Here is a 25,955-nt window from a genome sequence, read left to right as displayed (position 1 = left end):
AAAAGGTATATTCAACTGTTTCTCCACCTTGACTCCAAACTGTTTCTACTTTTTTTATTTCATATCCTTTTTTAGATAAAATTAAACTATAAATAAAATTTGGGCCTCTATACAATTTAAAATATCCATTTTTAATTGAAATAGTAGATTGAAGTCCATTTAATTCTTTGACTATTACATTTGTAAAGGGTTTTTATTTTTATCAATTACAACACCATGATAATACAGTTGTTTCTTATTACAAGATAAAATAAATACAAATAAACAAATACATACTATTTTTTTGTCTTTAATGTAGTACACATTGAACTAGGTTTATTATCCATCTTCCATTTATATTTTCTGAGATGAAGATTAGTTAGGTAATGTAATTTTTTTTAAATGTAGTGTATCCGCTTTCATATTTAAAAATTTATATCTAATACTTTCACCATGTTGGGTTCCAACAGTTTTCATAATTCTAGTTTCAAACCCTTCTTTTGAAAAAGTTAATTCAGAAAGGAAATTAGGATTTCTATATAACTTAAAATAACCATTGTTGTTTGAAAAAGTTGACTGAACCCCGTCGGTTATAATTACTCTTGATAGAGGTATTTGCTTTTCATTAAAAATAATTCCATGGTAATATGTTTGTTCATTTTTACAAGATAACATTGTCGTTATGTAGAAAAAAATTAATACTATTCTCATTTCATTTTTAATTTGCTTAGCTATAATAAACTTAATACATCTTTCTTGTTTGCAACAATCCTTTTGTAATCATAGGTAAAAGGATCATTGTTGTAATATTTCATTATAGTAAAACGTAAATTATATTAATTATTCCCATTGTTAGGAATGTCTATTCTTTTAACTTCTCGCATACGAACCGTATCAGACCATTCCATTAAGAAACGAGTTATATTTCGCACTCTACCACCATTATATGAAAAAGCAAAAACAGTATCTGTAATATATCCTTCTTTTTCAAGAACTAAATCATCAACAAAAGTTGAGCTTCCTCCTTTTAATAAAAAATAGCCATTTTTATCTGTATAAACATACTTAGCAGAATCAAGATGTCTTTCATAAATTCTTACCTTTTCTAAAGGTGTATTCTTCGAATCATAAATATACCCTCTGTAATTATCGACTAGTTTATAAGATTTATGCCAACAGGCTGTAAATAGGAGTAAAATAAGAATACTTATTAATTTTCTCATTAGTTTAATTTTAATTTAGTTAACCATATAAGCCCTAATAGGTCTTTTTCAGAAAGTACTCTTCTTTTAAAATAGTCATAGGGACGAAAATCATCTGCATATTTCATTAGGTCAATTTCTTTCCCTCCTGTAGGATATCTTGTTCCTTTAACAGGGCTTTGAATAATCACACTTGGATGTGAAGTTCCTTTATGGGTGTATGAGTGGTATTTACCCTTTAATTGATCCAATAGTTGATGCCCTATTTCATGAGCAGCAGTTTCCTTAAATTCTTTAATTGCTTTTGATGGGATTTGATACTCCCATTCATTATCTTTTAGATAGCCTTCTTTGTAAAATAATTGTCTTGACCCAAACCAATTATGAGAGCGGTTAAAGGTTCCGTTTTCTAAATTCGTGAAATAAATTATTTCAGGAGCTATCATGCCATTAAGATTGTGTTTACAGCTTAAAAACACTTCGTAAAGTTCTTCATTTATGTAAATACCTTTACCTATATTAGTGCTGTTTCTTCCCCAATATTTTTCTATACCCTCTAAAGCTAAATTCTTTAAAGCTTTAAAATCATTGTTTTTGTTTCTAGTTTTTATGGGTAGTTTTCCATGTTTTTTTATCTCTTTTTCAGGTATTTTATCCCAAGGGTAATGAGTGGTAATAGGCGCGTAACTGCCGCTACCTGTATCGTAAATGTCTTTTTCCGTTCCTCTTTCTCCACCATCTGTAAGATTCACACGAAGTGTAACATCCATACGTTTGGTGTTTTTATTAATTTTAGTATCTACCCAAGTTACCTCATTATACTCAAAAGAAAACTCACTGCTTTCTGCTGTTTTTTCTATACCGTTTCGTTTCCCTTTTATGCGAGCTTTTAGTTTACCCGTAGTAAAAATAGTACTATCATAAATACCATTCTTATCAAAACCATCCCATTTAACATGGTATTTTCCTTTTGGGTAATTATTTTGCGTGTTTTGGCTATTAGTAGTAGAATTAGACGGATTTCCCGAACCTTTTGCCGTTACAACAACTTCATCTAATGTTTGTTCGCCTGAATAATACGACTGAATAATTTTATTATCGTGTAAAAACTCTACTTGAAAATCGTCAATACCATTTTCGGTAATAGCTATTTCAAATTCAATGTTTTGGTTTTCGGGAGATTTGTTAAAGGCAGGAATTCCTAGCGGAACTAGTGTTTTCTTATCGGTTAAATGTTGTATACTTAAGTTAAAATTTTCGTTTTTCTCTGTAGCTTGCACAGGCGATTGATAACTTTCTTCTTCAATAGGTGTTATATGCCAACTTCTATGAATTTTACAACCGTAATTTTGTATTGCAGGAGAAATTATCATTTCTACCCTCATCCCGCCACCGTTAGCATCAAATTTAAACTGATAATAAACAATAGGAGCATCTTTAAAATACCAGTCTTTTAAATTGTCGCCATTTGCATCATAGAAAACAATTTTTCCATCGTCAATAGGATATCCTCGTTTATAAAGATCATAATTAACAGTTTTCATACGTTCTAAAAACCGAAAGTTTGCTTCGAAGTCGAAAACTAGTTTAAGTAAACCACCTTCATTATAAAGTATCGGAGTACCTTTAAATTGATTGAACTTTTTATTATAGTTGGTTTCTACGGTTAATAAGTCTAATATGTGCCCCAAAAAATGCAATTCTGATTTTGCCATATTCTTTCTAGTCAATAAATTATAAATAGAATCTTACTCAGGGGTATACTAATAATTAGTATGAGAAAAAGTAAAATTATTGCAATTGTTTTTTTTGTCAAATATAACAAAATCAATAAGTTGTGCGGCATAAAGTTTTTAAGAAATTATTGACACTTTTTATTAATTTCGCAGCTCAAAATATAGATGCATGATTACTGTAGATCAATTAACGGTTGAGTTTAGTGGAAAAACCTTATTTAAAGATGTTTCGTTTGTAATAAACGAGAATGATAAAATAGCCTTAATGGGTAAAAACGGTGCAGGAAAATCGACCATGATGAAAATTATGGCAGGTGTTTCTAAAGCTACTAAAGGCGGAGTTAGAAGTCCGAAAGATACAGTAATTGCTTATTTACCACAGCATTTGTTAATGGAAGACAATTGTACGGTACGCGCAGAAGCATCAAAAGCGTTCGATGCTATTTTTACGATGAAAGATGAAATGGAATCGTTAAATAAACAACTTGAAACGCGTACCGATTACGAATCGGAAGAGTACATGAAAATTATTGAGCGTGTTACCGATTTAGGGGAAAGCTATTATGCTTTAGAAGAAGTAAATTACGAAGCTGAGGTAGAAAAAGCACTAAAAGGTTTAGGGTTTAAGCAAGAAGATTTTGAACGTTTAACATCAGAATTTAGTGGTGGTTGGCGTATGCGTATTGAGTTGGCTAAAATTTTATTGCAAAAACCCGATTTAATTTTATTAGATGAGCCTACCAATCACGTAGATATTGAGTCTGTAATTTGGTTAGAAAACTTTTTATTAAATAAAGCAAAAGCAGTTGTCGTAATATCGCATGATAAAGCGTTTATTGATAATATTACCAATAGAACTGTTGAGGTTACTATGGGGACGATACATGATTATAAAGCGAATTATTCACATTATTTAGAGCTACGTAAAGAGCGTCGTTCGCATCAAATAAAAGCCTACCAAGAGCAACAAAAAACAATTGCTGATATTAAAGGGTTTATAGAGCGTTTTAAAGGAACATATTCAAAAACAAACCAAGTAGCATCGCGTGTTCGAATGTTAGAGAAAATTGTACCTATTGAAATAGATGAGGTGGATACTACTTCTTTAAAATTGCGTTTTCCACCATCGCCACGTTCTGGTGATTATCCTGTAAAAGTGGAGGGTTTAACCAAAAAATACGGAGACTTAACAGTATTTGAAGATGCTAGTTTTTCAATTGCTCGTGGAGAAAAAGTATCGTTTGTAGGACGTAACGGAGAAGGGAAATCGACCATGATAAAAGCTATTATGGGGGAAATAGATTTTGATGGCGAATGTGGTTTAGGGCATAATGCCAAGGTTGGGTATTTTGCACAGAATCAGGCGTCATTATTAGATCCTGAATTAACTGTTTTTCAAACGGTAGATGAGGTTGCTGAAGGTGATGTTCGTACGCAAATTAAAAATATTTTAGGTCGTTTTATGTTTGCTGGTGATGATATTGAAAAGAAAGTAAAAGTACTTTCTGGTGGAGAGAAAACACGTTTAGCAATGGTTAAATTATTATTAGAACCTGTAAATGTGTTGATTTTAGATGAGCCTACAAATCACTTAGATTTACGATCGAAAGATGTAATTAAAGAAGCTTTATTACATTTTGACGGAACGTTAATTTTAGTATCTCACGATCGTGATTTCTTACAAGGTTTATCAGAAAAAGTATTCGAATTTAAAGAGCAACGTGTTATTGAACACTTTGAAACGATTGATGCATTCTTAGAAAGAAATAAAATTAAAGCATTAAAAGAAATCGACTTATAAATGTCCGTTTGAGTGCAGTCGATAACTACTGGTTGTCAAAAACAATCTCGACTGTACTCAACCAGATATAATTGGTTATTTATTCTGAAAACTTATCAGCTAAAAGATTCCATAATTCAAGATAGCCATCATCGTAACCTAAAGCCCAAATACCAACACCGCCAATATTGTTCTTTTTTATCCAATCGTATTTTATGGCTAAAGATTTGCTGTCTTCAAACCAAATTTCTTTATATGCGTTACCGTCTTTAAAACTAAGATAAGTTGAGGCACTTTCTATATCAAACTGTAACGGTATTTTTAAAGAGTCGATGTAAATTCTTTTAATAGTTTTATAAGCTGGGTGAGATTTAAACTTTTTTACTTTTGAAGGTGTTTTTTCATTAGAGGTATACCATTCCGCCCCATAATAAGGCAATCCAATAATTAGCTTTTGTGCTTTTACACCTTTTTTTAAGTAATTATTTACTGAATTTTCTAATCCGTTACCAAATTTTTTGCTGTTTTTTAATGGTGTTACAGGACCCGCATGAGAGCTAAAACTTCCATAATAATCATAGCCCATTAAAGTGTAAAAATCAATGAAAGGGTTCAGTTTTTTAATATTAAAAACTTTATTCCAGTCATTGGCATACAAACACAAAGAAACCATATAAGTAGGATTCGCTTTTTTTAGTCTTTTTGAAATTAGAGAAACAAAGGAGCTAAGTTGTTTTCTGTCTTTTCTAGCAATACCTTCAAAATCAATATTAATTCCATCAGCTTTTCTGTAAGCTAGTAAATCAATTAAGTTATTTATTAAAGTTTCTTGAGATTTTATATTATTTAAAAAAGTACTGTTATTTTTTCTTCCGAAGTTAGACACCGAAAGAAAAACTTTGCAGTTGTGTACTTTTGCACTATCAATTAACGCAGTCGTTTTCCATTGATGAATGTTTTTATAACCACCAGTCTCTGGCTTAACAACATATGAGAAATATGAAATTCCCCAAAGTATTTTAAAATTATAGTTTTTATAAGAAGAACCATTTGAGTAAAGATGCCAACCAAAGGTTTTGTATTTTGAATTTAGCTTTCCTTTTTTATGTATCGTCTTTTTGTTAGAAATGTGATTAAGACTGTCCCATTTAGTTTCACTAAAGCTCTTCGTGTTTTTAAAATGTAAACTTCGTGAACTGGTTATATTTATATGCTCTTTTTGATATTCACAGCTAAGTAATAGATTAAATAATAGCAATATAATTGCTGTTTTATTTACTAAAACTATATTTCTTTTAAGATTGAAAGTGTTTAGATACATTTAATGATAATATAGTTTCTGTAAATATATAAGATTTATGTTCGTTTAATAGTAGTACTGTTTAATTAAGGCTACAACATTTTTTATATTTAAGTCCGCTGTTGCAAGGGCAGGGATCGTTTCTAGAAGCATCAACTCGTTTTAAATGTAAGTTTTTATCATCCATATCTTGCTTAAATATTTTTTCTAAAAGAAGATATAATTCAGGGTGTTTTCTTGCTAACAATTTAGGACGTTCAAAAAAATATTCACTAGTTACTGAAAAAAATTCTGCTTTATTAGTACCGCCATAAGGATTAATGTCAGAAGTTTCATTGTAAATTTCTTCCATTTTTTTGTTTATTAGATCTATCCAGGGAATAGTATATTGTTTTTCTAACAATACGTTCGGTACGCCATCTATGTTACCATCGAGCTTATCGATTAAATGTACAAATTCATGAATGGCTGTGTTTTTTTTATCTGATTCATTGTCAAAACCTAAATGTAAAGCTGGTTTCGATAAAATCATTTTTCCCTCTAAATAACCATTACCAACCATTCCTAAGACCCTACGGTTGTCTCCTTCGGTTTCAAGTTGTTCGTTAAACATTGTTGGGTATAGTATAACTTCTGTAATATTTGGATATCTCCATTCAGGAAAGTTAAAAATCGGAATTACTGCGCTCGAGGCTATTAAAAGTTTGTCAGTAATTGTAACGGAGGTATCTACACCAACAATATTACAGTTTAGTATAAATTCATGTACTTTATATTCAAACAGTTTTTTTTCATTAACAGACAACGCATTATAAAAAGCAACTTTGTTAGTTAAAGTAATTGTCCATTCATTAGAAAAGGAAGCACTTGGTATTGTGTGCTTAGGAGTTTTTTTGTTGTTTTTTGTAATTAAAAAAATAATTATAACAAGTAGTAAAAAGGAAAATAAGATCATTTATAAAGCGTGCAATTTTTAATTTATTATTTTGTAATCGGTATTTATTTTTAAATTAGGCCATTTAGCAATCCAATTTTTATTTTCAATTCTAGTTTTGTAAACGGCTAAGTTAAAATTAGGTGTTGGTATAACCAAAAGGTTAAATAAATTGTCTAAACCATAAGGAGCAATATATTCAATTTTATTTTCTGAATTTAATCTTACTGCTATTGCAGTTGCCGTTTCTGGCCAAAAATAAATAGCATCATTACAATTTAGATATTGCTTGTGTTTGTTTCTTACGTGCATTCTAGCTTGATTCTTTACAGACCAATTTAGATTAGGACTCTTTTTTTTTAAGATGTTTTGAAGTGTTATATCGTACGTTTTGATAATGTTATTTTTGTTAAAGTGTATAACATCTATATCATTAAGTATTGTTCTGGGTTTTTGGTGTTTTTCGTCCCAAACCTTATTTCTAACAAAACCAGCACCAATCCAACAATCATTAAGGTTTAAATTACTAACAGTTTTTAAAACGGCAAGCATCCATTCATCACTTTTAATAATTTGTATAAGCTTGTTTTCTAATAGCTGATTCATTTCTTTTAGACAACGGTGGTTTGTATTTTTAATTGACAGATAAATTAGGTTCAAAGTAAAAAAACAATTTAGATGGACTAAATTGTTTTTTATTTTTTATGAGACTAGTGATTTTATTTTGTTTGCTAAAGATTTTTTTATGTCTTTAGGGTATGAACGTTTACCATGAAAAACATCAGCCATAGCTTCACTAAAGTGCTGTCCATATTTTTTTAAGACCATGTTACGAAGCGTTTTTTGTTCGTAAAACCATTTAGATAAAAATAGCCCTGTTTCTAATTCTGGTACTAATTTTTCATTTAGTTTTTCTAAGTACAATTCTTCTGCTTTTGCACTATCTAAATTAGCTTCAACAATTGCATCTGCAACTAATTTACCACTGTAAATAGCATTCGAAATACCTTCTGCAGTAATAGGATCTGCAAATCCAGCTGCATCACCAATTAAAAAGACGTTATTTTTTACAAAACCATCTGTTCTTGGCGATACAGGTATTTGAAAACCGTGTTGTGATTCACTAAGAATAGTTGTAATTCCTATTGTTTTTAAATATTCGTTATAATATTCTTTTAAATTTATTTTTGTTCTACGAGCAGAAGCAACACCAACCGATAAGTGATTTTTCTTAGGGAAGTTCCAAGCATATCCATAAGGAATTGCATCAATATCAAAACGAACTTCGTCTTTTAAACGGTTAAAATCTTCTTCAGGTACTTCTACTTCATATTCTAAAGCAGGTATTAGTTTACGAGTGTCTTCTTTCCATCCTGCCATTTTTGCGGTAGGACTTAAAGCACCGTCAGCTGCAATTACAAATTTAGCTGTAAGTTCTCCTTGAGAAGTTTCTAAGGTAATTTTATCATCAGAAAAATGAAGTTTTTTTAATTTGTGATCCTCTAATAAGGTAACTCCAAATTCCTTTGCTTTTTTTACGATTAAATGATCAAAAGAATCTCTCATAATCATAGTAACTGTAGGATCTTCTCTTTCAGTTTTAAAGTGTAGTTTATCTCCTAAGTAAATATCAATAGTGTGAAACTCTCTTTCAACAACAGAAGAAATATCAAAAGGTAAATCTTTACGACCTCTGTAAACAAAACCACCGCCACAAGTTTTATAACGAGGTAAAGTTTCTTTTTCTATTAGTACAGTTGATATTCCGTTTTTGGCTAAATGAAAAGCAGTTGAAGCCCCTGAAGGTCCACTACCAATAATTGCCACATCATAATGTTTCATGGTTAGTTGTTTGGAATTGCAATATAAGCATTACAAACAAAATACAATAGTATATAATAAGCGGCATAATGTTCAAATTGTAATTAGTTTATAAATAGGTCTATACCTTTTTTTTAAAATATTTTTTTAGTTGTTTAGGTAGTGTTAATCGTTTGTTTTACAGTGTTTAAGTTTCTTTTTTTTAAGTAAAATTTAATTAGCCTTAAAATTATATTATTAGTAAGTATTTATTATATATATTTGAAGTATACTTATTTAGATTTAATAAAAATAATAGAATAAAAATGATTTTAAACACTTATTAGGTGCTTGTCTAGGCAGTTTATATAAGAGAATATAGAGAAAGGAATTGTGTGTGTAAATGAGTTTCAAGAAGGTAAACCCCATGACTTAATTAGCAGATTAAACAAATACTGTTTTAGTAGTTAGAAGTGGGATAGCAAGTATCAAGATATCTGAAGTTTACCATGTTAAACCCCCGTTAACAATAGAAAATATTATTGAAATGATTATTTATAAAAGAAAATATTATGGAAAAACAAACTAATTACACGCATTTAGCTTCTAAGATGACCCAAACAGCTTTTTTAAACTGTTATATAAGAGATGTTAAGCAAAGTGGAGAAAAGTTTTTTAGAAAACCAAAACATGACTTAGTACTAGCTTCTTATTTTGAAGAAAGAGCACATACAAAGTGGTTGAAAATTGCATTAAATTTCTTAGAGCAAGATGTGTTTTGTGCTTTAAGTTATTATTCTTTAACAGGAAGACATCAGTATGAATTTCCTTGTATTGTTAAAGATAGAAATACTGGTGCTATTAAAGAGTTAGAATTTTTAGCTCTTTCTGAGTTATTAATAGAAGAACATAATTCTACTGTTTCTTCTAAATCAAATGCTGCTGTACAATTTGTTAAAAGTTTAGAAAATAGTAAAGCAAATACAGCAGCATTTTTAAAGTTTAGAAATGAAATAACGAATGATGTTTCAACTATTTTTAATAAAGAAATTTCATTTATTGATGCTGAGCAATCATTATTAACAGGGCATTCTATGCATCCAGTACCAAAAAGTAGGTCTAGAATGACAGATGAAGAATTGTTTAAGTATTCACCAGAAACCAAAGCAAGTTTTCAAATTGTTTATTTATTAGCTGATTCTAAATTTGTTTTAGAAAATAGTGCTAGAGAAAAGGATATTACAACGGAAATTAAAGAAGATTTAGAAGACCGAGGTTATATAACTTCTGAAATAGAAGTATTGTTTGATACTCATAAAGATTGGAAATTAGTGCCAATACATCCGTGGGAACTTTCTTATTTAAAGAAAAACAATACATCAGTTCAAAAATTAATTTCAGAAAATAAATTAATTCAATTAGGTGCTTTAGGACCTTTATATACACCAACTTCTTCTGTTAGAACTTTATACAATAAAGACAGTCGATTTATGGTTAAATTATCATTACACGTTAAAATAACAAATTCAGAACGTTGTAATTTATATCATGAATTATTAAGGGGATGTGAGGTTAGTGCATTGTTTAGAACAGAATTTGGAGCAAAGTTTAGAGCGTCAAATCCTAATTTTAAAATTATTGAAGATCCTGCTTATATTACATTACAAGATCATGAAGGTATTGTAATAAAAGGATTTAATACCAGTTTTAGAGATAATACAAAAGCTATTTTTAATGATAAAAAAGTAACAATGCTAGGTGAAATATGCCAAGATGGAGTTTTAGGGCATAGCAACCGGTTGTATAAAAATATAACACACATAGCAGCACTAGATGGTATTTCAATAAGTGAAGTCTCTAGAAAATGGTTTGATTTGTATTTAGAATTTTATTTGGAAGGAATTTTAGATGGCTATATTAATTTTGGTATGTTTTTCGAAGCGCATGGCCAGAATACTATGATCGAACTTGATGAAAAAGGATATCCTTGTAATGTGTATTTTAGAGATAGTCAAGGAATTATTTTTAGAGAAAATAAGTTAAAGTTAGCAGCTGCTTACATTCCTGATATTGCCTTAGAATCTCATTCTTTCCTTTCTGATGACGTACTCACACCTATCTATGTAAATTATATAATGATTAGTAACATTATAGGCTTGGTTAATACTTTTGGAAGTAACGGGCTAGAAGAGGAACATACTTTATTGAAAATGGTTACTAAGCGTCTTAACAAATGGAAAAATAAGGATGATTCAGGAATTATTGATTTCATTCTAAAAAGAAGAACATGGAAGGTGAAAAGTAATTTATTAACCCGATTAAGTGGAGAAGATGAGGCAATGAATCCTGTAGATGGAGTAATACATGTTGCTTATAAAAATCCTTTATTATATGCGCATTACGAAAATGAATTATTGCATCCTTCATCTATGGATTATTGTTATGAAAACTATTTTGATAAAGAAGGTGTAGTTATAAAAATTCGCCCTTTTAATATAAATAAAGATTTAAATATGGTTCATGATTGGTTTAATAGAGAACGAGCTTTAGCTTTTTGGAAGATGGATGGATCTATAAAAAAATTAGAGGCATTTTATATTTCTCTATTAGATATGGATTTTTCACATGCATATATAGGTGAAGTTAACGGAGAAACTTGTTTTACTTTTGAGCCTTACTGGGCAATGCGTGATGTTGTAGGTGGATGTTATGACGCTAAGCCTACCGATTATGGTTTTCATTTTTTAATAGCAACAGAAGAAAAAGAAAAGAGAGAAACAGTTGTTTGTTTAAAAGCGGTGGCAGACTATTTATTTAGTTTTCCGCAGGTAGAAAAGTGTATTCTAGAACCCGACATCGCTGCCAAAGCAATGGCTATTGTTTTAGAAAGAGCAGGTTTCTCTATAGATAAGGTAATTGAACAGCCTCATAAAACATCGAATCTTTTTTATAATACAAGATCAAATTTTTTTAAACAATTCCCCTCTTTAATAAAAAAAGAATTAGTACTAAATAAATAATTATGGACACTATTAAGATAATTGATTACATAGGTATTGGACTAGCGCTTTTTAATATTGGTTTGGCAGCTTTTAGTGAACCTCTTATTTTAAAAAGCGTAAATGTTTAAGAAGTTACTAACTACTTATGTTTCTTCATTTAAAGGACTCTCTAAAGAAGTTTGGTGTTTATCGATAGCAATGTTCATTAACAGAGCAGGTACTATGGTTATTCCTTTTATGTCTTTGTATTTAACATCACATTATAAATATTCGTTAACAGATGTGGCTTGGGTATTATCTTCTTTTGGATTAGGAGGTGTATTTGGTTCTTACATTGGAGGTATTTTATCAGATAAAAAAGGATTTTATCCGATACTATTAATAGGTTTTATAACACCAGGTTTATTTTTAATTCCGTTAGGTTATCTAACGGAATTTTATATGCTTTGCACAGGTATCTTTGTCATCGCAATGCTAGCTGAGTTTTCAAAACCAGCTGCTTTTGTGGCTATTTTTAATTATAGTAATGAAGAAAATAGAACAAGATCAGTATCATTATTAAGGCTTTCTATTCATTTAGGTTTATCATTAGGGCCGTTCTTGGGTGGATTTTTAATCGTATATACTACATATAAAAGTCTTTTTTTTATTGATGGAATTACCTGCATATTATCGGGGATTTTTGTTGTTCTATTTTTGAGAAAAAATGAAATAACAGCCAAACTAGAGAAAATTAAACCTAAAAAAGATTTAAAAATATCAAAGCTATTTTTTAGTTATATGATAGTTACATTTATTATGACTTTTGTTTATATACAATTGTTAGCTACTTTACCATTGTTTTACAAGCAAGTATATTTGTTTTCTGAAGTTGTCATAGGAATTATTATAGGGATAAATGGTTTTTTAATTTTTGTTTTTGAAATGCCATTAGTTCATTATCTAGAAAGAAAAGGTATTGCAAAACAACAAATTTTAAAATTTAGTTTAGTGTTGTTTAGTGCCAGTTTTGTACTACTAGCAATGCCAAGTCACATTGTATTTGTAATAGGATCTATTATATTATTTTCATTAGCACAGTCTATTGGTTTTCCTTTTCTAAACACATTAGTACTTAATGAAAGTTCTTCTGAAACTAAAGGAAGAGATATGGGGTATTTTACTATTTCTGTAGCAATAGGTAAACTAGTTGGGTTAAATGTAGGTTTACAGTTAGTTGATTATTTAGGGTATGCAAAAACCTGGGTTTTCATGATTATTTTACTTGTTATAGCCTTTGTTTTTGTGAAAAATAAGAATAATGAACTTAATAAAAAATCTCTTAAAAAAGGATACCAATAATAAAACTAAAAAAGATGGATAGGGGAAACCTTATCTATCTTTATTTCTTTTTAAGATCTTATAAATACTTATTTTACTACAACTAGATTGAATATAATAAAGTGAATTAACTATTAAAAAAGGTTATGCTTTAAAAATTAGTATTTTAAAGTATAAAAAACTACCAATGCAAACGAGTCATAATAGGGTAGTGATCTGATAATTTAACCATATGAAAAGTTTTATAATGATTTATGGTAGCTTCATTGTCAGTTAAAATAAAATCTATTCGCATTGGGTACACATACCTAAAAGATTTACCTAAACCAATACCGGCAGCTATAAAAGCATCTTTTTTATTTTTTATAAGCTGGTTATATACCCAAGAAAAGGAAGTGTTATTAAAGTCTCCACAAATAATTTTTTTACCTTTCCAACCTTTTTCATGCTGTAAGATAAGTTCCGTTTGGTCTACTTGTTTTACAAAACCTTTAGCTAAACGCTTAAATAAACGTTCAGAATCTTTTTCACCAAAATTCTCTTTATTAGGATTTACTTTTAATGATTCTAAATGAACATTATAAATTCTAATAGTGTCCTTTTTTTTAACAATGTCTATAAAAATAGCATTGTTAGCACTGTTTTTAAAGTCTAAAGAGCCTGAGTTTATAATTTTGTATTTAGAGTAAATTGCAAGACCAAATTTATTAGCTTTTGATTTGTATTTTTTGAATTTATAAGGAAGTTTTATGTCTAATGATTTAGATTGATAAAACTCTTGCATTGTTAGAATATCAGGATTTTCATTATTAATAAATTCATATATTTTTTGCTCGGTACTTTCATCTTCTAAATGTTTGTAATGATTAAATAAACGAACATTATAGCTCATTACTTTTACATCGTTATTTAAAATAAGTTCTTTTTTTGAAAATTTAATAAGTGGCGAAGAAATAAAAACACCAAGGGTTAAAATGAAAAAAGAAAGTAACGCGTTTTTATGAAGGTTAAATGCCCAGTATATAAAAAAAGCAAAATTCAAAACTATTAATAAAGGCACGAATAAGCTAAAAACAGCTACAGCCGGAATTACTTTAGGTGATACATATGGTAAGACATAAGAAAATAACAAAACAGTTGCAAGAACTGAATTGATAAAGAAAAGAAGCTTATGTAAAATTGAATATCTTTTCATTTAATTACTTTCCTTGTTTAAATAAAAAATCTTTTTCATTTTTAGTTAATGTATCATAACCCGATTTACCAATTTTATCTAAAATTTTATCTATTTCTTGTTGGTTTTTCGATTTATTAAAAGTTTCTTTAGGTGTTGTTTTTTTAGTCGGTTTTTTACCAGATTTGTAAACTGTTTTTAAAGGTTTTTCCTTCTTCTCAAAGAATTTTTTAAAAGGTTTAAAAATTTCTAATTCTTTATTGCTAGCACTAGCAACATATAAAAAACCAAATAAAGCACCTCCTATGTGTGCTAAATGTCCACCTGCATTTCCTGCAGGAATTTGAATAATGTCAATAGCTATCCAAATACAGGCAACTATCCATAATTTAACGAAGCCAATTAAAGGGAATTTTAATTCATAAGTAGGAATATAAGTAGCTATACCTATAAAAATAGCTGAAATACCAGCAGATGCTCCTAGTAATACACTGTTGTCTGCTACTCGTTGTAGTGCAGGAAAAAAACTATAACTAGCAATGAAAATAACTCCTCCGAAAAGTGTTCCTAAAATATAAAAATTAAGTAATTGTTTTGAAGTGAAATATTGTTTAAATAAATGACCTATATAAAATAAGGCAACTAAATTTAAGAGTATATGAAGAAATCCAGTGTGTAAAAAACCATAAGTTATAATTGTCCAAGGTTTTGATAAGAATTCATCGAAATTTGCAGGTAAAGCAAACCATTCAATAAGCAAGTTATTGCTAGATTGAAATAAAAAACCGAAAGTGTTGGTTATGAAAACTAATAGAAAAACAGCTAGATTAACATAGATAAGTTTCTCTATGATACCTGCATTTTTAAATCTATATTTTAAGTTATCTAATATGTTCATCAGTTCTTTACTTTAGTAAATTAGTAAGATTTAAGTTGTTTTTTTCTCCAATACCAAGCAATTATAAAACCAATTAGAGCTCCTCCAATATGTGCAAAATGTGCAACATTACCAATAGAGTATTTTGTAACTCCAAAAAATAAATCACTAGCAATCATTAATGGAATAAAGTACTTCGCGGCGATTGGTACTGGGAAAAAGATTAAGGCTAGTTTAGCATTCGGAAACGTTAAACCAAAAGCAACTAAAATACCATAAACAGCGCCAGATGCTCCAACAGCAGGGGTATGATATAAACTATAAAACTCACTCATTGTTTTATTAGAGAGTGTTATAATGTCATCATTGTACTGTCCTGTATTTAAAACGTTTTGTATTTCAGAAGGAGAAATTCCTAGAGTAACTAATTGTTCATATATTCCGTTAAACTGGTAGTAATTTACAAGTGTGTAAATTAAACCTGCACCTATACCTGCTGAGAAGTAAAAAAATAGAAATTTATTTCTACCCCACATTTGTTCTAAAGGTGTCCCAAAAGCCCATAAAGCATACATGTTAAAAAGTAAGTGCATTGTACTACCATGCATAAAAGTATGCGTAACATATTGCCAAACTCCAAAATGTTCGTTTTGCGGATAATGCAAAGCGAAAATATTTGTTAAATCTAAGTTTAAAAACTGTGGAGCAAAATACATAATCACGTTAATGATTATTAAATGCTTTATAGCGTCAGTTAATTTTCCCATATTTTGTTTTATTTATTAAAAATGGTATCAATTTCATTTAAAGTTAATGTCTTAAATGTTGGTTTACCAAATGGAGATGTGTTTGGCTCTTTGCACGAAAATAAGTCATCTACCAAATTTTCTTGTTCTTTAACCGACAATACTGTTCCTGTTTTTATAGCTAAAGATTTTGCGAAAGATTTTGCCATTACATCAAAATGACTAAAACTAGTATCGGGTACTTCTAATTTAATATCGTCTAACAATTGCTCCAAAATTAAAGTAATCTGACTTTCGGTTATAGAAGTAGGTATCCCGCCAATAGTAACACTTTCTTTAGTGAACTCATCAAACATAAAGCCAGCACTTTCTAAATCTGATTTTATGGTATATATCATTTCTATATCTGCTTTAGAAAAAGGAATGTTTACAGGAAATAATAATTGCTGACTGCTAGCTTCTTTAACTGTAATGTTTTCTAGAAACTCTTCGTATAAAATACGTTGATGTGCCAGAGATTGGTTAATTAAAACGACACCAGATTTAATAGAACTTAATAAATATTTTTTTTGAATTTGAAAAGTTTTACCTGTTTCCGTTTCTTGATGAGACTCAAAAAGTTGTTCTTGACTTGTTGTTTCTATAGGTTCGGTATTGGTGTATAAAGCTTCCCAATTTCCTGTATCTTTTTTAAAATTAGATTGAAAACTAACTGAACCTGAATTGTTAGAAACATTTGATGCTGGTTCGTAATTCGTTTCTGTTTTAAATGGATTAAATGTTGGGTCTACCGTAATTGGAGGTACCGAAGAAGAGCTGCTCTTACTGTAATCATAAGGAGTATCTAAGGTAGCGTCTCTATCAAAATCTAAGGCAGGTGCTACATTGTATTGTCCTAAACTATGTTTAACAGTTGCACGTAAAATGGCATACAATGCTTTTTCGTTATCAAACTTAATCTCTGTTTTTGTTGGGTGTATATTTATATCGATACTATTTGGTGGTACTTCTAAATATAAAAAGTAAGATGGATGTGATCCATATTCTAATAAACCTTCAAAAGCATTTATAACTGCATGGTTTAAGTAAGAGCTTTTTATAAAACGATTGTTTACAAAAAAGTATTGTTCACCACGTTTTTTCTTAGCAAATTCGGGCTTAGCAGTAAAACCATTTATAGTAATAATATCGGTTTGTTCAGAAATAGGAACTAATTTTTCATTCATTTTAGCACCAAAAATAGCTACGATTCTTTTACGTAAGTTACTTTTTTTTAAATGATAAACTTCGTTATTATTGTGATGTAATAAAAACGAAATATCAGGATGTGCTAAAGCTACTCTTTGAAATTCATCAACAATATGACGAGTTTCAATCGTATCTGATTTTAAAAAATTTCTCCGTGCAGGTATGTTGTAAAATAAGTTTTTAACAGCAATACTTGTTCCTTTAGCAGTCGAAATAGCTTCTTGAGTAACTATTTTACTTCCTTCTATTTTTATTTGAGAACCAAGTTCTTCGTTTTCTTGTTTCGTTTTTAACTCAACATGGGCAATAGCAGCAATCGAAGCTAATGCTTCTCCGCGAAATCCTTTGGTATTTAAGTTAAATAAATCTTGAGCATCTTTAATTTTTGAAGTAGCATGACGTTCAAAACTCAAACGAGCATCAGTAGCACTCATACCTTTACCGTCGTCAATTACTTGAATTAAAGTTTTTCCAGCATCTTTTATTAAAAGTTTAATAGAACTAGCACCTGCATCAATAGCATTTTCTACCAGTTCTTTTACTACAGAAGCAGGACGTTGTACTACCTCACCAGCAGCAATTTGATTTGCAACATGATCAGGAAGCAATTGTATAATATCTGACATTAGTTGTTTTTAGATAAAAATATAGAAAGGTCAAAATCGATAAATAATAAAAAGAAAAATATTAAAACAGCAATTATTATTAAAATTGTACTATTGAATCCACCATTTTCAGAACTTTTAAATTCATTTATAGCATCTGTAAACTTCCCTTTTAAACCTTTTGTTTTACCTACGGTTGTACGGAATTCATCAAATTTATGTTTTACTTGATACGGATTGCCTTCTCCTTTGTAATAAGTAGGCTTATAGTCAAATTTTTTATTTTCTCTTTTAATAAATCCCATAAAAATTGCTTGTTTAATGGTATAGTGTAACAAAAATCACACCAAATTAAGACGAAATTCAAAGTTACTGAATTATAGATAAGCGGTCAAAAATTATCAGTAAATTAAAGTTAAAAAAAGAATCAAAACAATAAGTGTTTTGATTCTTTTTTATAAATATAATATGTTATAGTTTATGTTTAGAAACCTAATGGTTTAGACGGAGTGTCAAGATTTTTAATAGCAGCCATTTTAATAGCAGCCACGGCACACTCAATACCTTTGTTTCCTAATTTACCTCCAGAACGATCTATTGATTGTTGCTTAGTATTGTCTGTTAATACACAGAAAATTACTGGAACATCGTATTTTATATTCAAATCTACAATTCCTTGAGTAACACCATCACAAACAAAATCGAAGTGTTTTGTTTCTCCTTGAATTACGTTTCCAATAGCTATAATTGCATCCACTTTTTGTGATTCAATCATTTTTTTGCAACCGTAAACTAATTCGAAGCTACCTGGTACATCCCAAGAAACAATATTGTTTTTTTCTGTTCCACAATCTAAAAGTGTTTCAATAGCACCTTTCTGTAGGTTTTTTGTGATTTCAGGATTCCATTCTGAAACAACAATCCCAAATCGAAAAGATTTCGCATTTGGGATTGAAGCTTTATCGTAATAAGATAAATTTGTTGTTGCCATATATCATTTTTATGTCATACTAATAAAAATGAGGTACTTTAAAAGTATTATTTCACCTCGTTATTTTTATTCTGAAATGACGAAATATTTTAATTATTGAGCATATTTAGCGCTATTGATATATTTATCAATATCTCTACCTTGGTCAGTATTTGCGTATTTTTGCTTAATCGTTGTAAATAATTTTTCAGCAGTACTATATTCTTCTAAAGACATTGCAGTTTGCCCTGCTTTAAATAAAAATAAAGGAGATGTAAAATCATTTTGTTTTTTATTAGCTGCTTTTTGATAGTAATCTAAAGCTTCTTTAGCTTGGTCAATATCAGCGAAAGCATCACCAATTGCACCTAAAGCTGTTGCTCCTAATAATTCATCATCAGAATTAAAATTACTCAAATACTCAATTGCTTCTTCGTATTTTTTCATTTTTAAGTAAGAAATACCAGCATAATAATTTGCTATGTTTCCTGCTTTAGTACCGCTAAATTCATCAGCAATATCTGTAAAACCATATTTTCCAGTACTACCACCAGTTAAACCAATGTTATATAAAGAGTCTGCTGCAACACCAGCTGACTTTTCAGCCTTATCGAAGAAAGTTCTTGGGAATGCTAATTCGTTAGAAGCTTCTTGTTGATTCGGTTCTGATATAAATTTAGTATACCCTAAATATCCAAGAATTATAACTGCTATAGCTATTAGTCCAAAAAATAAAGGTTTGCTATTTTTTTCAATCCACTGCTCAGATTTGTTTGCAGTTTCATCTAAAGTATTAAATACTTCGGCAGTAGTACTTTGAGATTCATCAAAGTTTTCTTCTACTTCTTGTGCAACTTTTTCTTTCTTAGGTTTGTATCCTCTTTTTTTATATGTAGCCATAATTGCTTGAAAATTAGTGGCGACAAAAATAGCTTTTTAAATTGGATTTTAAAAATCGATTATTCGTAAAAAAAACAATAATTTGCGCTTTCTTTTTTGAAACAATCCAAATTCATGTATTTACAGAAGATATCGCTAGTAAATTTTAAGAATATAGAGACTCAAACGTTTGATTTTCAGAAGAAAATAAATTGTTTTGTAGGAAGTAACGGAATTGGTAAAACCAACGTGCTTGATGCTATTTATTATTTATCTTTTGCTAAAAGTTATTTTAATTCGGTTGCAGGACAGAATATTCGTCATGGTGAAGATTTTTTTATGATTGAAGGAGATTACCTTTTAGGTGATAGAAATGAGAAAATTTTGTGCTCCTTAAAAAGAGGGCAGAAAAAAATGTTAAAGAGAAACGGAAAGGCTTATGAAAAGTTTTCTGAACATATTGGGCAGTTACCATTGGTTATTATTTCTCCTGCTGATAGAGATTTAATTGTAGAAGGTAGTGATACTCGTAGAAAATTTATTGATGGTGTTATTTCTCAGCAAGATAAAAACTATTTACAAGGATTAATTTCGTACAATAAAATCGTAAGTCAACGTAATGCATTGTTAAAATATTTTGTAGCCAATAGAACTTTTGATGCATTAAATTTAAAAGTATATGATGAGCAACTAGTTGAATACGGAAATGCTATTTATAATAAGAGAAAAGTTTTTTTAGAGGAATTTGTGCCTATTTTTAATGAAAAGCATCAAATTATATCAGGAGCCAAAGAAGTGGTGAATTTGGGTTATAAAAGTCAGTTGCACGATTCTTCGTTAGAAGAGTTGTTTGCAAAGAGTTTAGAAAAAGACAGAATGTTACAATATACATCGTCAGGAATTCATAAAGATGATTTAAGTTTTGAGATTGGCGAGTATCCGATTAAAAAATTTGGATCTCAAGGACAGCAAAAATCGTATTTAATAGCCTTAAAATTGGCGCAATTTGAGTTTATTAAAAAGCAATCAAAAGTAACTCCTATTTTATTGTTAGATGATATTTTTGATAAATTAGATGAGAATAGAGTAAAACAAATTGTAGATTTAGTAAATAATGATGCCTTTGGGCAAATTTTTATTACTGATACACATTTTGATCGTACAGAAAGCGTCATAAAAAAGAGTAACCAAGAATATCAGATTTTTAAAATGTAATGTTATTACAATAAAGAATGGCAGCGTAATTTTAATTGCGAGGTTTTGTTCGCAATAAAATACTATTAGCACACTTAATTATGGCAAAAAGAGAGAATGATAGTTTTTCTATAAAAGATTTATTAGGAACTTATATAAAAGAGGGAAGCTTAAATAAAGGTTTTCAGAAAATTCACATAGACGAAGCTTGGGGTAAAATGATGGGGCCTGGTGTCGTTTCTTATACTCAGGAAGTTAAATTACAAAATAAAACATTGATTGTTCGTTTGTCTTCTTCGGCATTAAGAGAGCAATTAAGTTACGGTAAAGAAAAAATTATAAGAATGATTAATGAAGAAATGGGAGAGGAGGTAGTAAAAAAGCTAATGTTAGTATAATTTTTATAAAAAATATGCTATTGGATTTTTAATCTAGTTTAAATATTTATTGAGTAGATTGAAGTTTATTTATTCTTCTATTTGGTCTAAATATTAAAATAAAAAAGAAAGAAACCATTACAGCTTCTTTCTTATTTAAAATTAAATCCCCCGAAATAATTATGGCTGCAAAATTATAAATTTAATAGAGATGTTAATATTTTTTTTGATAGATAAAACTTATATCAAAATAGATTTAAGTTTTAGAAGTTGCTGTTGATCATAAATGGAAATATAATGTGTTTAGGTATAGATATATAATTTAGATTAAGTTAATTTAGTCTATCTTAAAAACATAACAAAAACCTTGAAAATTTAATGTTTTGGATGTTTTATACCTAATTTACTTTCATTTTTAATGATAGAGTATGTCAGTAATAGATCAATTCCCTCTTAATTTCTTATATACTTATTTATAAATTTAGGGTGTTTTTTTAATAACAATCTGTTTTAATTTTATTTGTTTTTTGAAATGTATTTAACGGGGTGTTTAATTGAGTTAAGGTGATTTCTTCTAATACAGTTAAAACACCATTCATCATACTAATAGAACCACAAATCATAATTGTACCATCATTCTTTAATATTGAGGCAATTAATTCTTTTTCTTTTAAAACAATATCTTGTATATATTGGTTGTTTTGTTCTTTGGAATAAGCAATATGAATATTGTTAGTGCTTAAACTATTTAAATAAGGAGTATATATTTTTAAAGACTGTTCAGTTCTTCCTCCCCAAAACAAATGAGTTGTAGATGGAGTGTTTAGCATCCCTAAATACGGAGCAATTCCTGTTCCGTTAGCTATTAAAATATTGTTTTTTGATTTTTTTTGAAAATGAAATTCGTTGTTTTTTTGAATTCTGGCAAATAACGTTTCATTTATGTTAAGGTTTAAAAGTAGATTAGAACAGATACCTAATTCATGCTTTTTAATACTTAATAAAATATCATTATCAATTTTACCTATAGAATATAATCGCTCAATATTGTCTTGTTTTGGTGTGATCGCTAATAAATCGCCTGAAGTAAATTGTAGGTTTTTAATAGGTCTTAATCGAATTAAAAAAGAATTATCTATGTTTATATCAGTTTTACTTACTACCAAAAAAGGTTGTTGTTTTTTTGGTTTAAATTGTTTTTGTTTTAATTGTAATTCAATGTTTGTTTTATCACTCCATTGTAAGCCCCAGTTTTTAAAGTCAGTGAAATTTTGATTATTTATTTTATAAATAGGTAGCGTGCTTCTAAAATTATCATTTGTGGTTAATGCATTATCAACATCAATAGCAAATTTACAATAGTGTGAATATGCTAAAGAGCCAAAACCTATTACAGCAAAGTTTATTTTGTTTTGTTGTTTGGTGTTTTTTAAAAGAGCTAAAAAATTAGCAGCATTTATAGGAGGTTCACCATTACCATAAGTTGATGTTAAGACGATTAATTGGGTTGCTTTTTTATAAGTACTATATTTATTAAGGTGTGTTATATAAACAGGTTGATTGCTAGAATTTAAAGAATTAAACAAAGATGAAGCAATGCTAAAAGTATTACCAGTTTCTGAGCCTACAAGGATAATAATTTTAGCAGTGTCTTTTTTAAATTTATTCTTTGGAAGTAAATTTTTACGTTTTCTTTCTAAAGTCATAGCAAAACCGGAGTATATGAAAAATAAAATAGCGATGCACGAAAGAATGAGGATTATTGACCAAATAATAGTACCACGACCTGTATGTAAAAATAAACTCCAGTCGGATAAAATATGAACCCATGATAAATTTTTGTCGCTAATTATTTGACCAGAATATTGATGAATAATAAGCTCCTTTGTTTTTAACTTTAAGAAAAAATAATCTTCAATATCATCAGAAAAAGGAAATTCAATACTTTTAACTTCATCTAATTTGATGTTTTTAAAGATTGAGAACTCTTCAATTGGAGTTTTTTTATCAGATGGAATAGAAGAAAAATCAAAAGTATGTTTGATTTTAGTTTCTGGTAAAAGGGAAAATTTTTCTAAAGATAGGTATACTCCTGTTAGTGTAATTATAATGATAGGGATTAATGTATAACGACCTATAATTACATGGTAATATTGTTTGAAATTTTCATTAATAACTTTTGTAAAAAACTGAATAACTCCACCTTGTCTTTTTATAATTAAAATACTTCCTGTTAGGGTAATCAAAAAGAGTAAGAAAGAGAAGAGTCCAACTAAAAAACGACCAGTAGATTTTAAAAATAAAGAACGATGTAAGTTCGTAGTCCATTTGAAAAGAGGTGATTTAGAAGTAATGCGACTAATTTTTTTACCTGTAGTGGGATTTATGTAAAATGTTTCGCTTTTTCCTTCTTTGGTAATTACTGAAGCAGTAACAAAATTATGTTGGTTAACGTTTAAGATAATTACTTCTTCGTATTCTTTTTTTAATGAAGAAATTGTTTGTGAAAGTGTAATTTCATCGGTTTGTATTGCATATGGTTTTAGCTGATTAGATATTGGTTCAAAAGCTAAAATTATACCTGTAATAGCGGCAATAACTATAAATAAGAAAGAAGATATAGCCAATGTTAAATGGCTATATCTCCAAATTGAAATGGTCATTTTTAATACTTTAATGTATGTTAGATCGAGCGAAGTTGAGATTTATTATTCATTTTTTATCTAAACTATGCTTTTTTCATTTTAAAAGATATTTCATCTTCAAGTACTACTCTTGTAGCATATTTATTTTACTTATTGAGGTATCATTCTAATGTAGCGTATAAAACCTTTTCCTTCGATTTTACTTTTTACATTTTCAGATGTTAGTTCAAATTCAATATCGTCTTTGTAGTATTCTTGATCTTCAACAGCACTTTCAAAACGAATTTTATACCCTTTATTTAATTTATCAGTTGGAATCTGAATAACTGTAATCGCTCTATTTCCTCCACTTATCGTAGCTCCAGTTATAGCGTCAATATTAGTACGTGTTTTTCCTTGAAATTGCCACCATTCAGTAATGTCAGAATACCATTCTTCATCATCGCCTTGCACATATAATGTTTTTTCATATTCACCTTTTTGGTTTAATAAAGAAACAGTTATATAGGCTCCTTCACCAGTATAATTCTTCATTTGAATCATACATTTATACTTAGCTTCATTAGTAGTTGTAAAAGCCATGATACTTAAGGCTACTAGTAAAATTGCAACTATTTTTTTCATATTATATTGTTTAAAGTTAAATCGAGCACAAATAAAACTATGTTGTTTTTTGTTTGTATTCGATTTAATTAAGTGTGTTTATTTTAAAAAGCTAATATCTATATTTTTTAGCGCTTCGTTTTCTTTTGCTAGGTCATAAAGAGTTTCATCAAAATCTGTTTTAACACTTTTGTTTGCTCCTTTAGTAATTAGGTACTTTATAATAGTACTATTTTTAGCAGTTAAAACAGCTTCTTGTATAGCTGATAAACCTTTTTTGTTTTTAGCATTAATATCAATTTTATATTTATTAATAAAATCTAACATAGCAATACTTTGTCTTTCAACAGCTAAATGGTATAATGTATTTCCGTTTTTTTGAGTTTTTTTAACATAAAACCCTTTTCCTTTTAAAAGATTAAGTTTTTCTTTAAACTCATCTTTTTGTTTAGCGTTAAAGGTTTTAAACAAATAATAGTTCAAGTTATTTCCTTTAGTATCAACAATAGAAACATCAGCGCCTTTTTTTAATAAAAAATCTATTACTTTAGGGCTGTTTTTTAAAGCATTTGTAAGTGCAGATTTACCATCTTTATTTGTGTGGTTTATACTTTTAGTTTTTGAGGCTAATAACTGTATAATTTCTAAAGAATTTCTTCTAGTAGATTTTATTAAAGGATTGTCTCCATTGTTGTCAATTTGATTAGCATTAACTCCTTTTTTTAGAAAGTAATTAAAAACCTCAATATTTTTATTATTGTATGCTATATTATGAAGTGGGGTTATACCATCTTTATTGGTAATGTTAGGATTAATACCTATACTTTCTAAGTATTTAATAAAACTTAAAGGATTGTAACCACTACGGGAACCTATGGTTGAAGCTAATATAGCATTGTCTCCATTTGAACTATTTTTTTTATATGGTACCCCTTTTTTTATTAACAACTCTAGCATTGCTTTATTACCCTTATAAGCAGTGTAATTGAAAGCACCATTTCCGTGGTTATCTGTGCTGTTAAGTTTTAATCCTTTATTTGTAAAATAATCTACTAATTTAAAATCTTTTAAATGACCAATTAATAATAACAAAGCATTAGCACCCTTTTCATCTACATCTTTTTTAATATCGATGCCATTTTTTATAAATAGATCATATATTTCTGTATTAGTTTGTCCTGCAACAGCTGCAAAAGTTAAAGGAGAAAAATTATGAGAATCTTTTAAGTCTAATCGAGCATTACTATTGATTAGATGTTTAACTAATTCTAAATTTCCTTTATAAGCTGCCCAAAAAATATAGGTTCTTTTATCGTGTGTAAGTTTATTAACATCATTACCTTTTATGTTTAGTAAGTATTTAATAACTGTATTTGGTGCTTTTGCTAAGACAGCATAAGTAACTGCATCAAACCCGTTAGGGTTTAATGCAGTAGCACTATTGTTCTCTTTTATTTTTTGATCTATTATTGCTATTGTAGGAGTTGTTTCCCAAAAAGCCCTATCAAAGAATATATTTTTTGTCTGTGCTTGTAATGCACTAGCAAACAAAATAAGTACGAATGTTAATTGTATTTTTTTCAT

23 protein-coding genes are annotated in these 25,955 nt (G+C 28.9%); 6 read left to right on the top strand and 17 right to left on the bottom strand.

Annotated features, from left to right (window positions below):
- Positions 1-354: 354 nt before the first annotated feature.
- The 3 genes from CXF68_RS18520 to tssD all read right to left on the bottom strand — a co-directional run bounded on the left by CXF68_RS18520 (position 355) and on the right by tssD (position 2,896).
- Positions 355-690, bottom strand: a complete 336-nt coding sequence (locus CXF68_RS18520) for a hypothetical protein (protein ID WP_157822002.1) — start codon at positions 688-690, stop codon at positions 355-357.
- 125 nt (positions 691-815) lie between these two features.
- Positions 816-1,202, bottom strand: a complete 387-nt coding sequence (locus CXF68_RS18515) for a hypothetical protein (RefSeq protein WP_101046597.1) — start codon at positions 1,200-1,202, stop codon at positions 816-818.
- Entirely contained in the window at positions 1,202-2,896 is a 1,695-nt protein-coding gene (gene tssD / locus CXF68_RS18510; RefSeq protein ID WP_101046595.1) for a type VI secretion system tube protein TssD, read from the bottom strand. The genes CXF68_RS18515 and tssD overlap by 1 nt, the downstream gene beginning before the upstream one ends.
- A gap of 190 nt (positions 2,897-3,086) precedes the next feature.
- On the opposite strand from tssD, the gene abc-f reads away from it, so the two are divergent.
- Positions 3,087-4,718 carry a ribosomal protection-like ABC-F family protein gene (abc-f, locus tag CXF68_RS18505; RefSeq protein WP_101046593.1) on the top strand — a complete coding sequence of 544 codons (1,632 nt, stop codon included), beginning with the start codon at positions 3,087-3,089 and terminating at the stop codon, positions 4,716-4,718.
- Between the two features lie 79 nt (positions 4,719-4,797).
- Here abc-f and CXF68_RS18500 read toward each other — a convergent pair whose 3' ends face one another.
- The 4 genes from CXF68_RS18500 to CXF68_RS18485 form a co-directional block, all read right to left on the bottom strand.
- Entirely contained in the window at positions 4,798-6,018 is a 1,221-nt protein-coding gene (locus tag CXF68_RS18500) for a glycosyl hydrolase family 18 protein (RefSeq protein ID WP_101046591.1), read from the bottom strand.
- Positions 6,019-6,079: 61 nt separating this feature from the next.
- On the bottom strand, positions 6,080-6,952 hold the full coding sequence (locus CXF68_RS18495) for a zinc-dependent peptidase (RefSeq protein WP_101046589.1): 873 nt from the start codon (positions 6,950-6,952) through the stop codon (positions 6,080-6,082).
- Between the two features lie 18 nt (positions 6,953-6,970).
- A complete protein-coding gene (locus tag CXF68_RS18490) occupies positions 6,971-7,537 on the bottom strand; it encodes a nucleotidyltransferase family protein (protein ID WP_101046587.1) in 567 nt (188 codons plus the stop codon).
- A 96-nt stretch (positions 7,538-7,633) separates the two neighbouring features.
- Positions 7,634-8,773, bottom strand: a complete 1,140-nt coding sequence (locus CXF68_RS18485) for a geranylgeranyl reductase family protein (protein WP_101046585.1) — start codon at positions 8,771-8,773, stop codon at positions 7,634-7,636.
- Positions 8,774-9,303: 530 nt separating this feature from the next.
- Between CXF68_RS18485 and CXF68_RS18480 the strand changes: the two genes are divergently transcribed.
- From CXF68_RS18480 to CXF68_RS18475, 3 genes are read left to right on the top strand one after another with little or no spacing between them, the layout of a single operon-like run.
- Complete coding sequence (locus CXF68_RS18480; RefSeq protein WP_101046583.1) at positions 9,304-11,751, top strand: GNAT family N-acetyltransferase; 2,448 nt, start codon at positions 9,304-9,306, stop codon at positions 11,749-11,751.
- A gap of 2 nt (positions 11,752-11,753) precedes the next feature.
- Entirely contained in the window at positions 11,754-11,861 is a 108-nt protein-coding gene (locus CXF68_RS21065; RefSeq protein WP_232771684.1) for a lysine N(6)-hydroxylase/L-ornithine N(5)-oxygenase family protein, read from the top strand.
- Complete coding sequence (locus tag CXF68_RS18475) at positions 11,854-13,074, top strand: MFS transporter (protein WP_101046581.1); 1,221 nt, start codon at positions 11,854-11,856, stop codon at positions 13,072-13,074. Before CXF68_RS21065 ends, CXF68_RS18475 begins: the two co-directional genes overlap by 8 nt.
- A gap of 160 nt (positions 13,075-13,234) precedes the next feature.
- On the opposite strand, the gene CXF68_RS18470 is transcribed toward CXF68_RS18475, so the two are convergent.
- The 7 genes from CXF68_RS18470 to CXF68_RS18440 all read right to left on the bottom strand — a co-directional run bounded on the left by CXF68_RS18470 (position 13,235) and on the right by CXF68_RS18440 (position 19,573).
- Complete coding sequence (locus CXF68_RS18470; protein WP_101046579.1) at positions 13,235-14,248, bottom strand: endonuclease/exonuclease/phosphatase family protein; 1,014 nt, start codon at positions 14,246-14,248, stop codon at positions 13,235-13,237.
- A 4-nt stretch (positions 14,249-14,252) separates the two neighbouring features.
- A complete protein-coding gene (locus tag CXF68_RS18465; RefSeq protein ID WP_101046577.1) occupies positions 14,253-15,125 on the bottom strand; it encodes a rhomboid family intramembrane serine protease in 873 nt (290 codons plus the stop codon).
- A 20-nt stretch (positions 15,126-15,145) separates the two neighbouring features.
- Positions 15,146-15,871 carry a rhomboid family intramembrane serine protease gene (locus CXF68_RS18460; protein ID WP_101046575.1) on the bottom strand — a complete coding sequence of 242 codons (726 nt, stop codon included), beginning with the start codon at positions 15,869-15,871 and terminating at the stop codon, positions 15,146-15,148.
- 8 nt (positions 15,872-15,879) lie between these two features.
- Positions 15,880-17,724: a DNA mismatch repair endonuclease MutL gene (mutL, locus tag CXF68_RS18455; RefSeq protein ID WP_101046573.1), complete on the bottom strand. Its 1,845-nt coding sequence runs from the start codon at positions 17,722-17,724 to the stop codon at positions 15,880-15,882.
- Positions 17,724-18,008, bottom strand: coding sequence for a riboflavin synthase subunit beta (locus tag CXF68_RS18450; protein ID WP_101046571.1), 285 nt, complete (start codon positions 18,006-18,008; stop codon positions 17,724-17,726). Before CXF68_RS18450 ends, mutL begins: the two co-directional genes overlap by 1 nt.
- 179 nt (positions 18,009-18,187) lie before the next feature.
- Positions 18,188-18,694: a 6,7-dimethyl-8-ribityllumazine synthase gene (gene ribH, locus CXF68_RS18445; protein WP_101046569.1), complete on the bottom strand. Its 507-nt coding sequence runs from the start codon at positions 18,692-18,694 to the stop codon at positions 18,188-18,190.
- Positions 18,695-18,787: 93 nt separating this feature from the next.
- On the bottom strand, positions 18,788-19,573 hold the full coding sequence (locus CXF68_RS18440; RefSeq protein ID WP_101046568.1) for a tetratricopeptide repeat protein: 786 nt from the start codon (positions 19,571-19,573) through the stop codon (positions 18,788-18,790).
- A 114-nt stretch (positions 19,574-19,687) separates the two neighbouring features.
- Here CXF68_RS18440 and CXF68_RS18435 point away from each other — a divergent pair, with 114 nt between their 5' ends.
- Both CXF68_RS18435 and CXF68_RS18430 read left to right on the top strand, forming a co-directional pair.
- A complete protein-coding gene (locus tag CXF68_RS18435; RefSeq protein ID WP_101046567.1) occupies positions 19,688-20,767 on the top strand; it encodes a DNA replication/repair protein RecF in 1,080 nt (359 codons plus the stop codon).
- A gap of 80 nt (positions 20,768-20,847) precedes the next feature.
- Complete coding sequence (locus CXF68_RS18430; protein WP_101046566.1) at positions 20,848-21,144, top strand: DUF721 domain-containing protein; 297 nt, start codon at positions 20,848-20,850, stop codon at positions 21,142-21,144.
- A gap of 473 nt (positions 21,145-21,617) precedes the next feature.
- Here CXF68_RS18430 and CXF68_RS18425 read toward each other — a convergent pair whose 3' ends face one another.
- From CXF68_RS18425 to CXF68_RS18415, 3 genes are all read right to left on the bottom strand, one after another.
- Positions 21,618-23,786: a PepSY domain-containing protein gene (locus CXF68_RS18425; RefSeq protein WP_101046565.1), complete on the bottom strand. Its 2,169-nt coding sequence runs from the start codon at positions 23,784-23,786 to the stop codon at positions 21,618-21,620.
- A 132-nt stretch (positions 23,787-23,918) separates the two neighbouring features.
- Positions 23,919-24,392, bottom strand: a complete 474-nt coding sequence (locus tag CXF68_RS18420; RefSeq protein ID WP_101046564.1) for a DUF2271 domain-containing protein — start codon at positions 24,390-24,392, stop codon at positions 23,919-23,921.
- Between the two features lie 78 nt (positions 24,393-24,470).
- Positions 24,471-25,955, bottom strand: a complete 1,485-nt coding sequence (locus CXF68_RS18415) for an ankyrin repeat domain-containing protein (protein ID WP_101046563.1) — start codon at positions 25,953-25,955, stop codon at positions 24,471-24,473.

This window comes from Tenacibaculum sp. Bg11-29, assembly GCF_002836595.1.
In the GTDB taxonomy this organism is placed as follows: domain Bacteria; phylum Bacteroidota; class Bacteroidia; order Flavobacteriales; family Flavobacteriaceae; genus Polaribacter.
This window is presented reverse-complemented; position numbering and strand designations above follow the sequence as displayed.

Coding starts and splice junctions, on each gene's coding strand:
- CXF68_RS18520 (WP_157822002.1), bottom strand. CDS start 690: ATGAGAATAGTATTAATTTTTTTCTACATAACGACAATGTTATCTTGT.
- CXF68_RS18515 (WP_101046597.1), bottom strand. CDS start 1,202: ATGAGAAAATTAATAAGTATTCTTATTTTACTCCTATTTACAGCCTGT.
- tssD (WP_101046595.1), bottom strand. CDS start 2,896: ATGGCAAAATCAGAATTGCATTTTTTGGGGCACATATTAGACTTATTA.
- abc-f (WP_101046593.1), top strand. CDS start 3,087: ATGATTACTGTAGATCAATTAACGGTTGAGTTTAGTGGAAAAACCTTA.
- CXF68_RS18500 (WP_101046591.1), bottom strand. CDS start 6,018: ATGTATCTAAACACTTTCAATCTTAAAAGAAATATAGTTTTAGTAAAT.
- CXF68_RS18495 (WP_101046589.1), bottom strand. CDS start 6,952: ATGATCTTATTTTCCTTTTTACTACTTGTTATAATTATTTTTTTAATT.
- CXF68_RS18490 (WP_101046587.1), bottom strand. CDS start 7,537: ATGAATCAGCTATTAGAAAACAAGCTTATACAAATTATTAAAAGTGAT.
- CXF68_RS18485 (WP_101046585.1), bottom strand. CDS start 8,773: ATGAAACATTATGATGTGGCAATTATTGGTAGTGGACCTTCAGGGGCT.
- CXF68_RS18480 (WP_101046583.1), top strand. CDS start 9,304: ATGGAAAAACAAACTAATTACACGCATTTAGCTTCTAAGATGACCCAA.
- CXF68_RS21065 (WP_232771684.1), top strand. CDS start 11,754: ATGGACACTATTAAGATAATTGATTACATAGGTATTGGACTAGCGCTT.
- CXF68_RS18475 (WP_101046581.1), top strand. CDS start 11,854: ATGTTTAAGAAGTTACTAACTACTTATGTTTCTTCATTTAAAGGACTC.
- CXF68_RS18470 (WP_101046579.1), bottom strand. CDS start 14,248: ATGAAAAGATATTCAATTTTACATAAGCTTCTTTTCTTTATCAATTCA.
- CXF68_RS18465 (WP_101046577.1), bottom strand. CDS start 15,125: ATGAACATATTAGATAACTTAAAATATAGATTTAAAAATGCAGGTATC.
- CXF68_RS18460 (WP_101046575.1), bottom strand. CDS start 15,871: ATGGGAAAATTAACTGACGCTATAAAGCATTTAATAATCATTAACGTG.
- mutL (WP_101046573.1), bottom strand. CDS start 17,724: ATGTCAGATATTATACAATTGCTTCCTGATCATGTTGCAAATCAAATT.
- CXF68_RS18450 (WP_101046571.1), bottom strand. CDS start 18,008: ATGGGATTTATTAAAAGAGAAAATAAAAAATTTGACTATAAGCCTACT.
- ribH (WP_101046569.1), bottom strand. CDS start 18,694: ATGGCAACAACAAATTTATCTTATTACGATAAAGCTTCAATCCCAAAT.
- CXF68_RS18440 (WP_101046568.1), bottom strand. CDS start 19,573: ATGGCTACATATAAAAAAAGAGGATACAAACCTAAGAAAGAAAAAGTT.
- CXF68_RS18435 (WP_101046567.1), top strand. CDS start 19,688: ATGTATTTACAGAAGATATCGCTAGTAAATTTTAAGAATATAGAGACT.
- CXF68_RS18430 (WP_101046566.1), top strand. CDS start 20,848: ATGGCAAAAAGAGAGAATGATAGTTTTTCTATAAAAGATTTATTAGGA.
- CXF68_RS18425 (WP_101046565.1), bottom strand. CDS start 23,786: ATGACCATTTCAATTTGGAGATATAGCCATTTAACATTGGCTATATCT.
- CXF68_RS18420 (WP_101046564.1), bottom strand. CDS start 24,392: ATGAAAAAAATAGTTGCAATTTTACTAGTAGCCTTAAGTATCATGGCT.
- CXF68_RS18415 (WP_101046563.1), bottom strand. CDS start 25,955: ATGAAAAAAATACAATTAACATTCGTACTTATTTTGTTTGCTAGTGCA.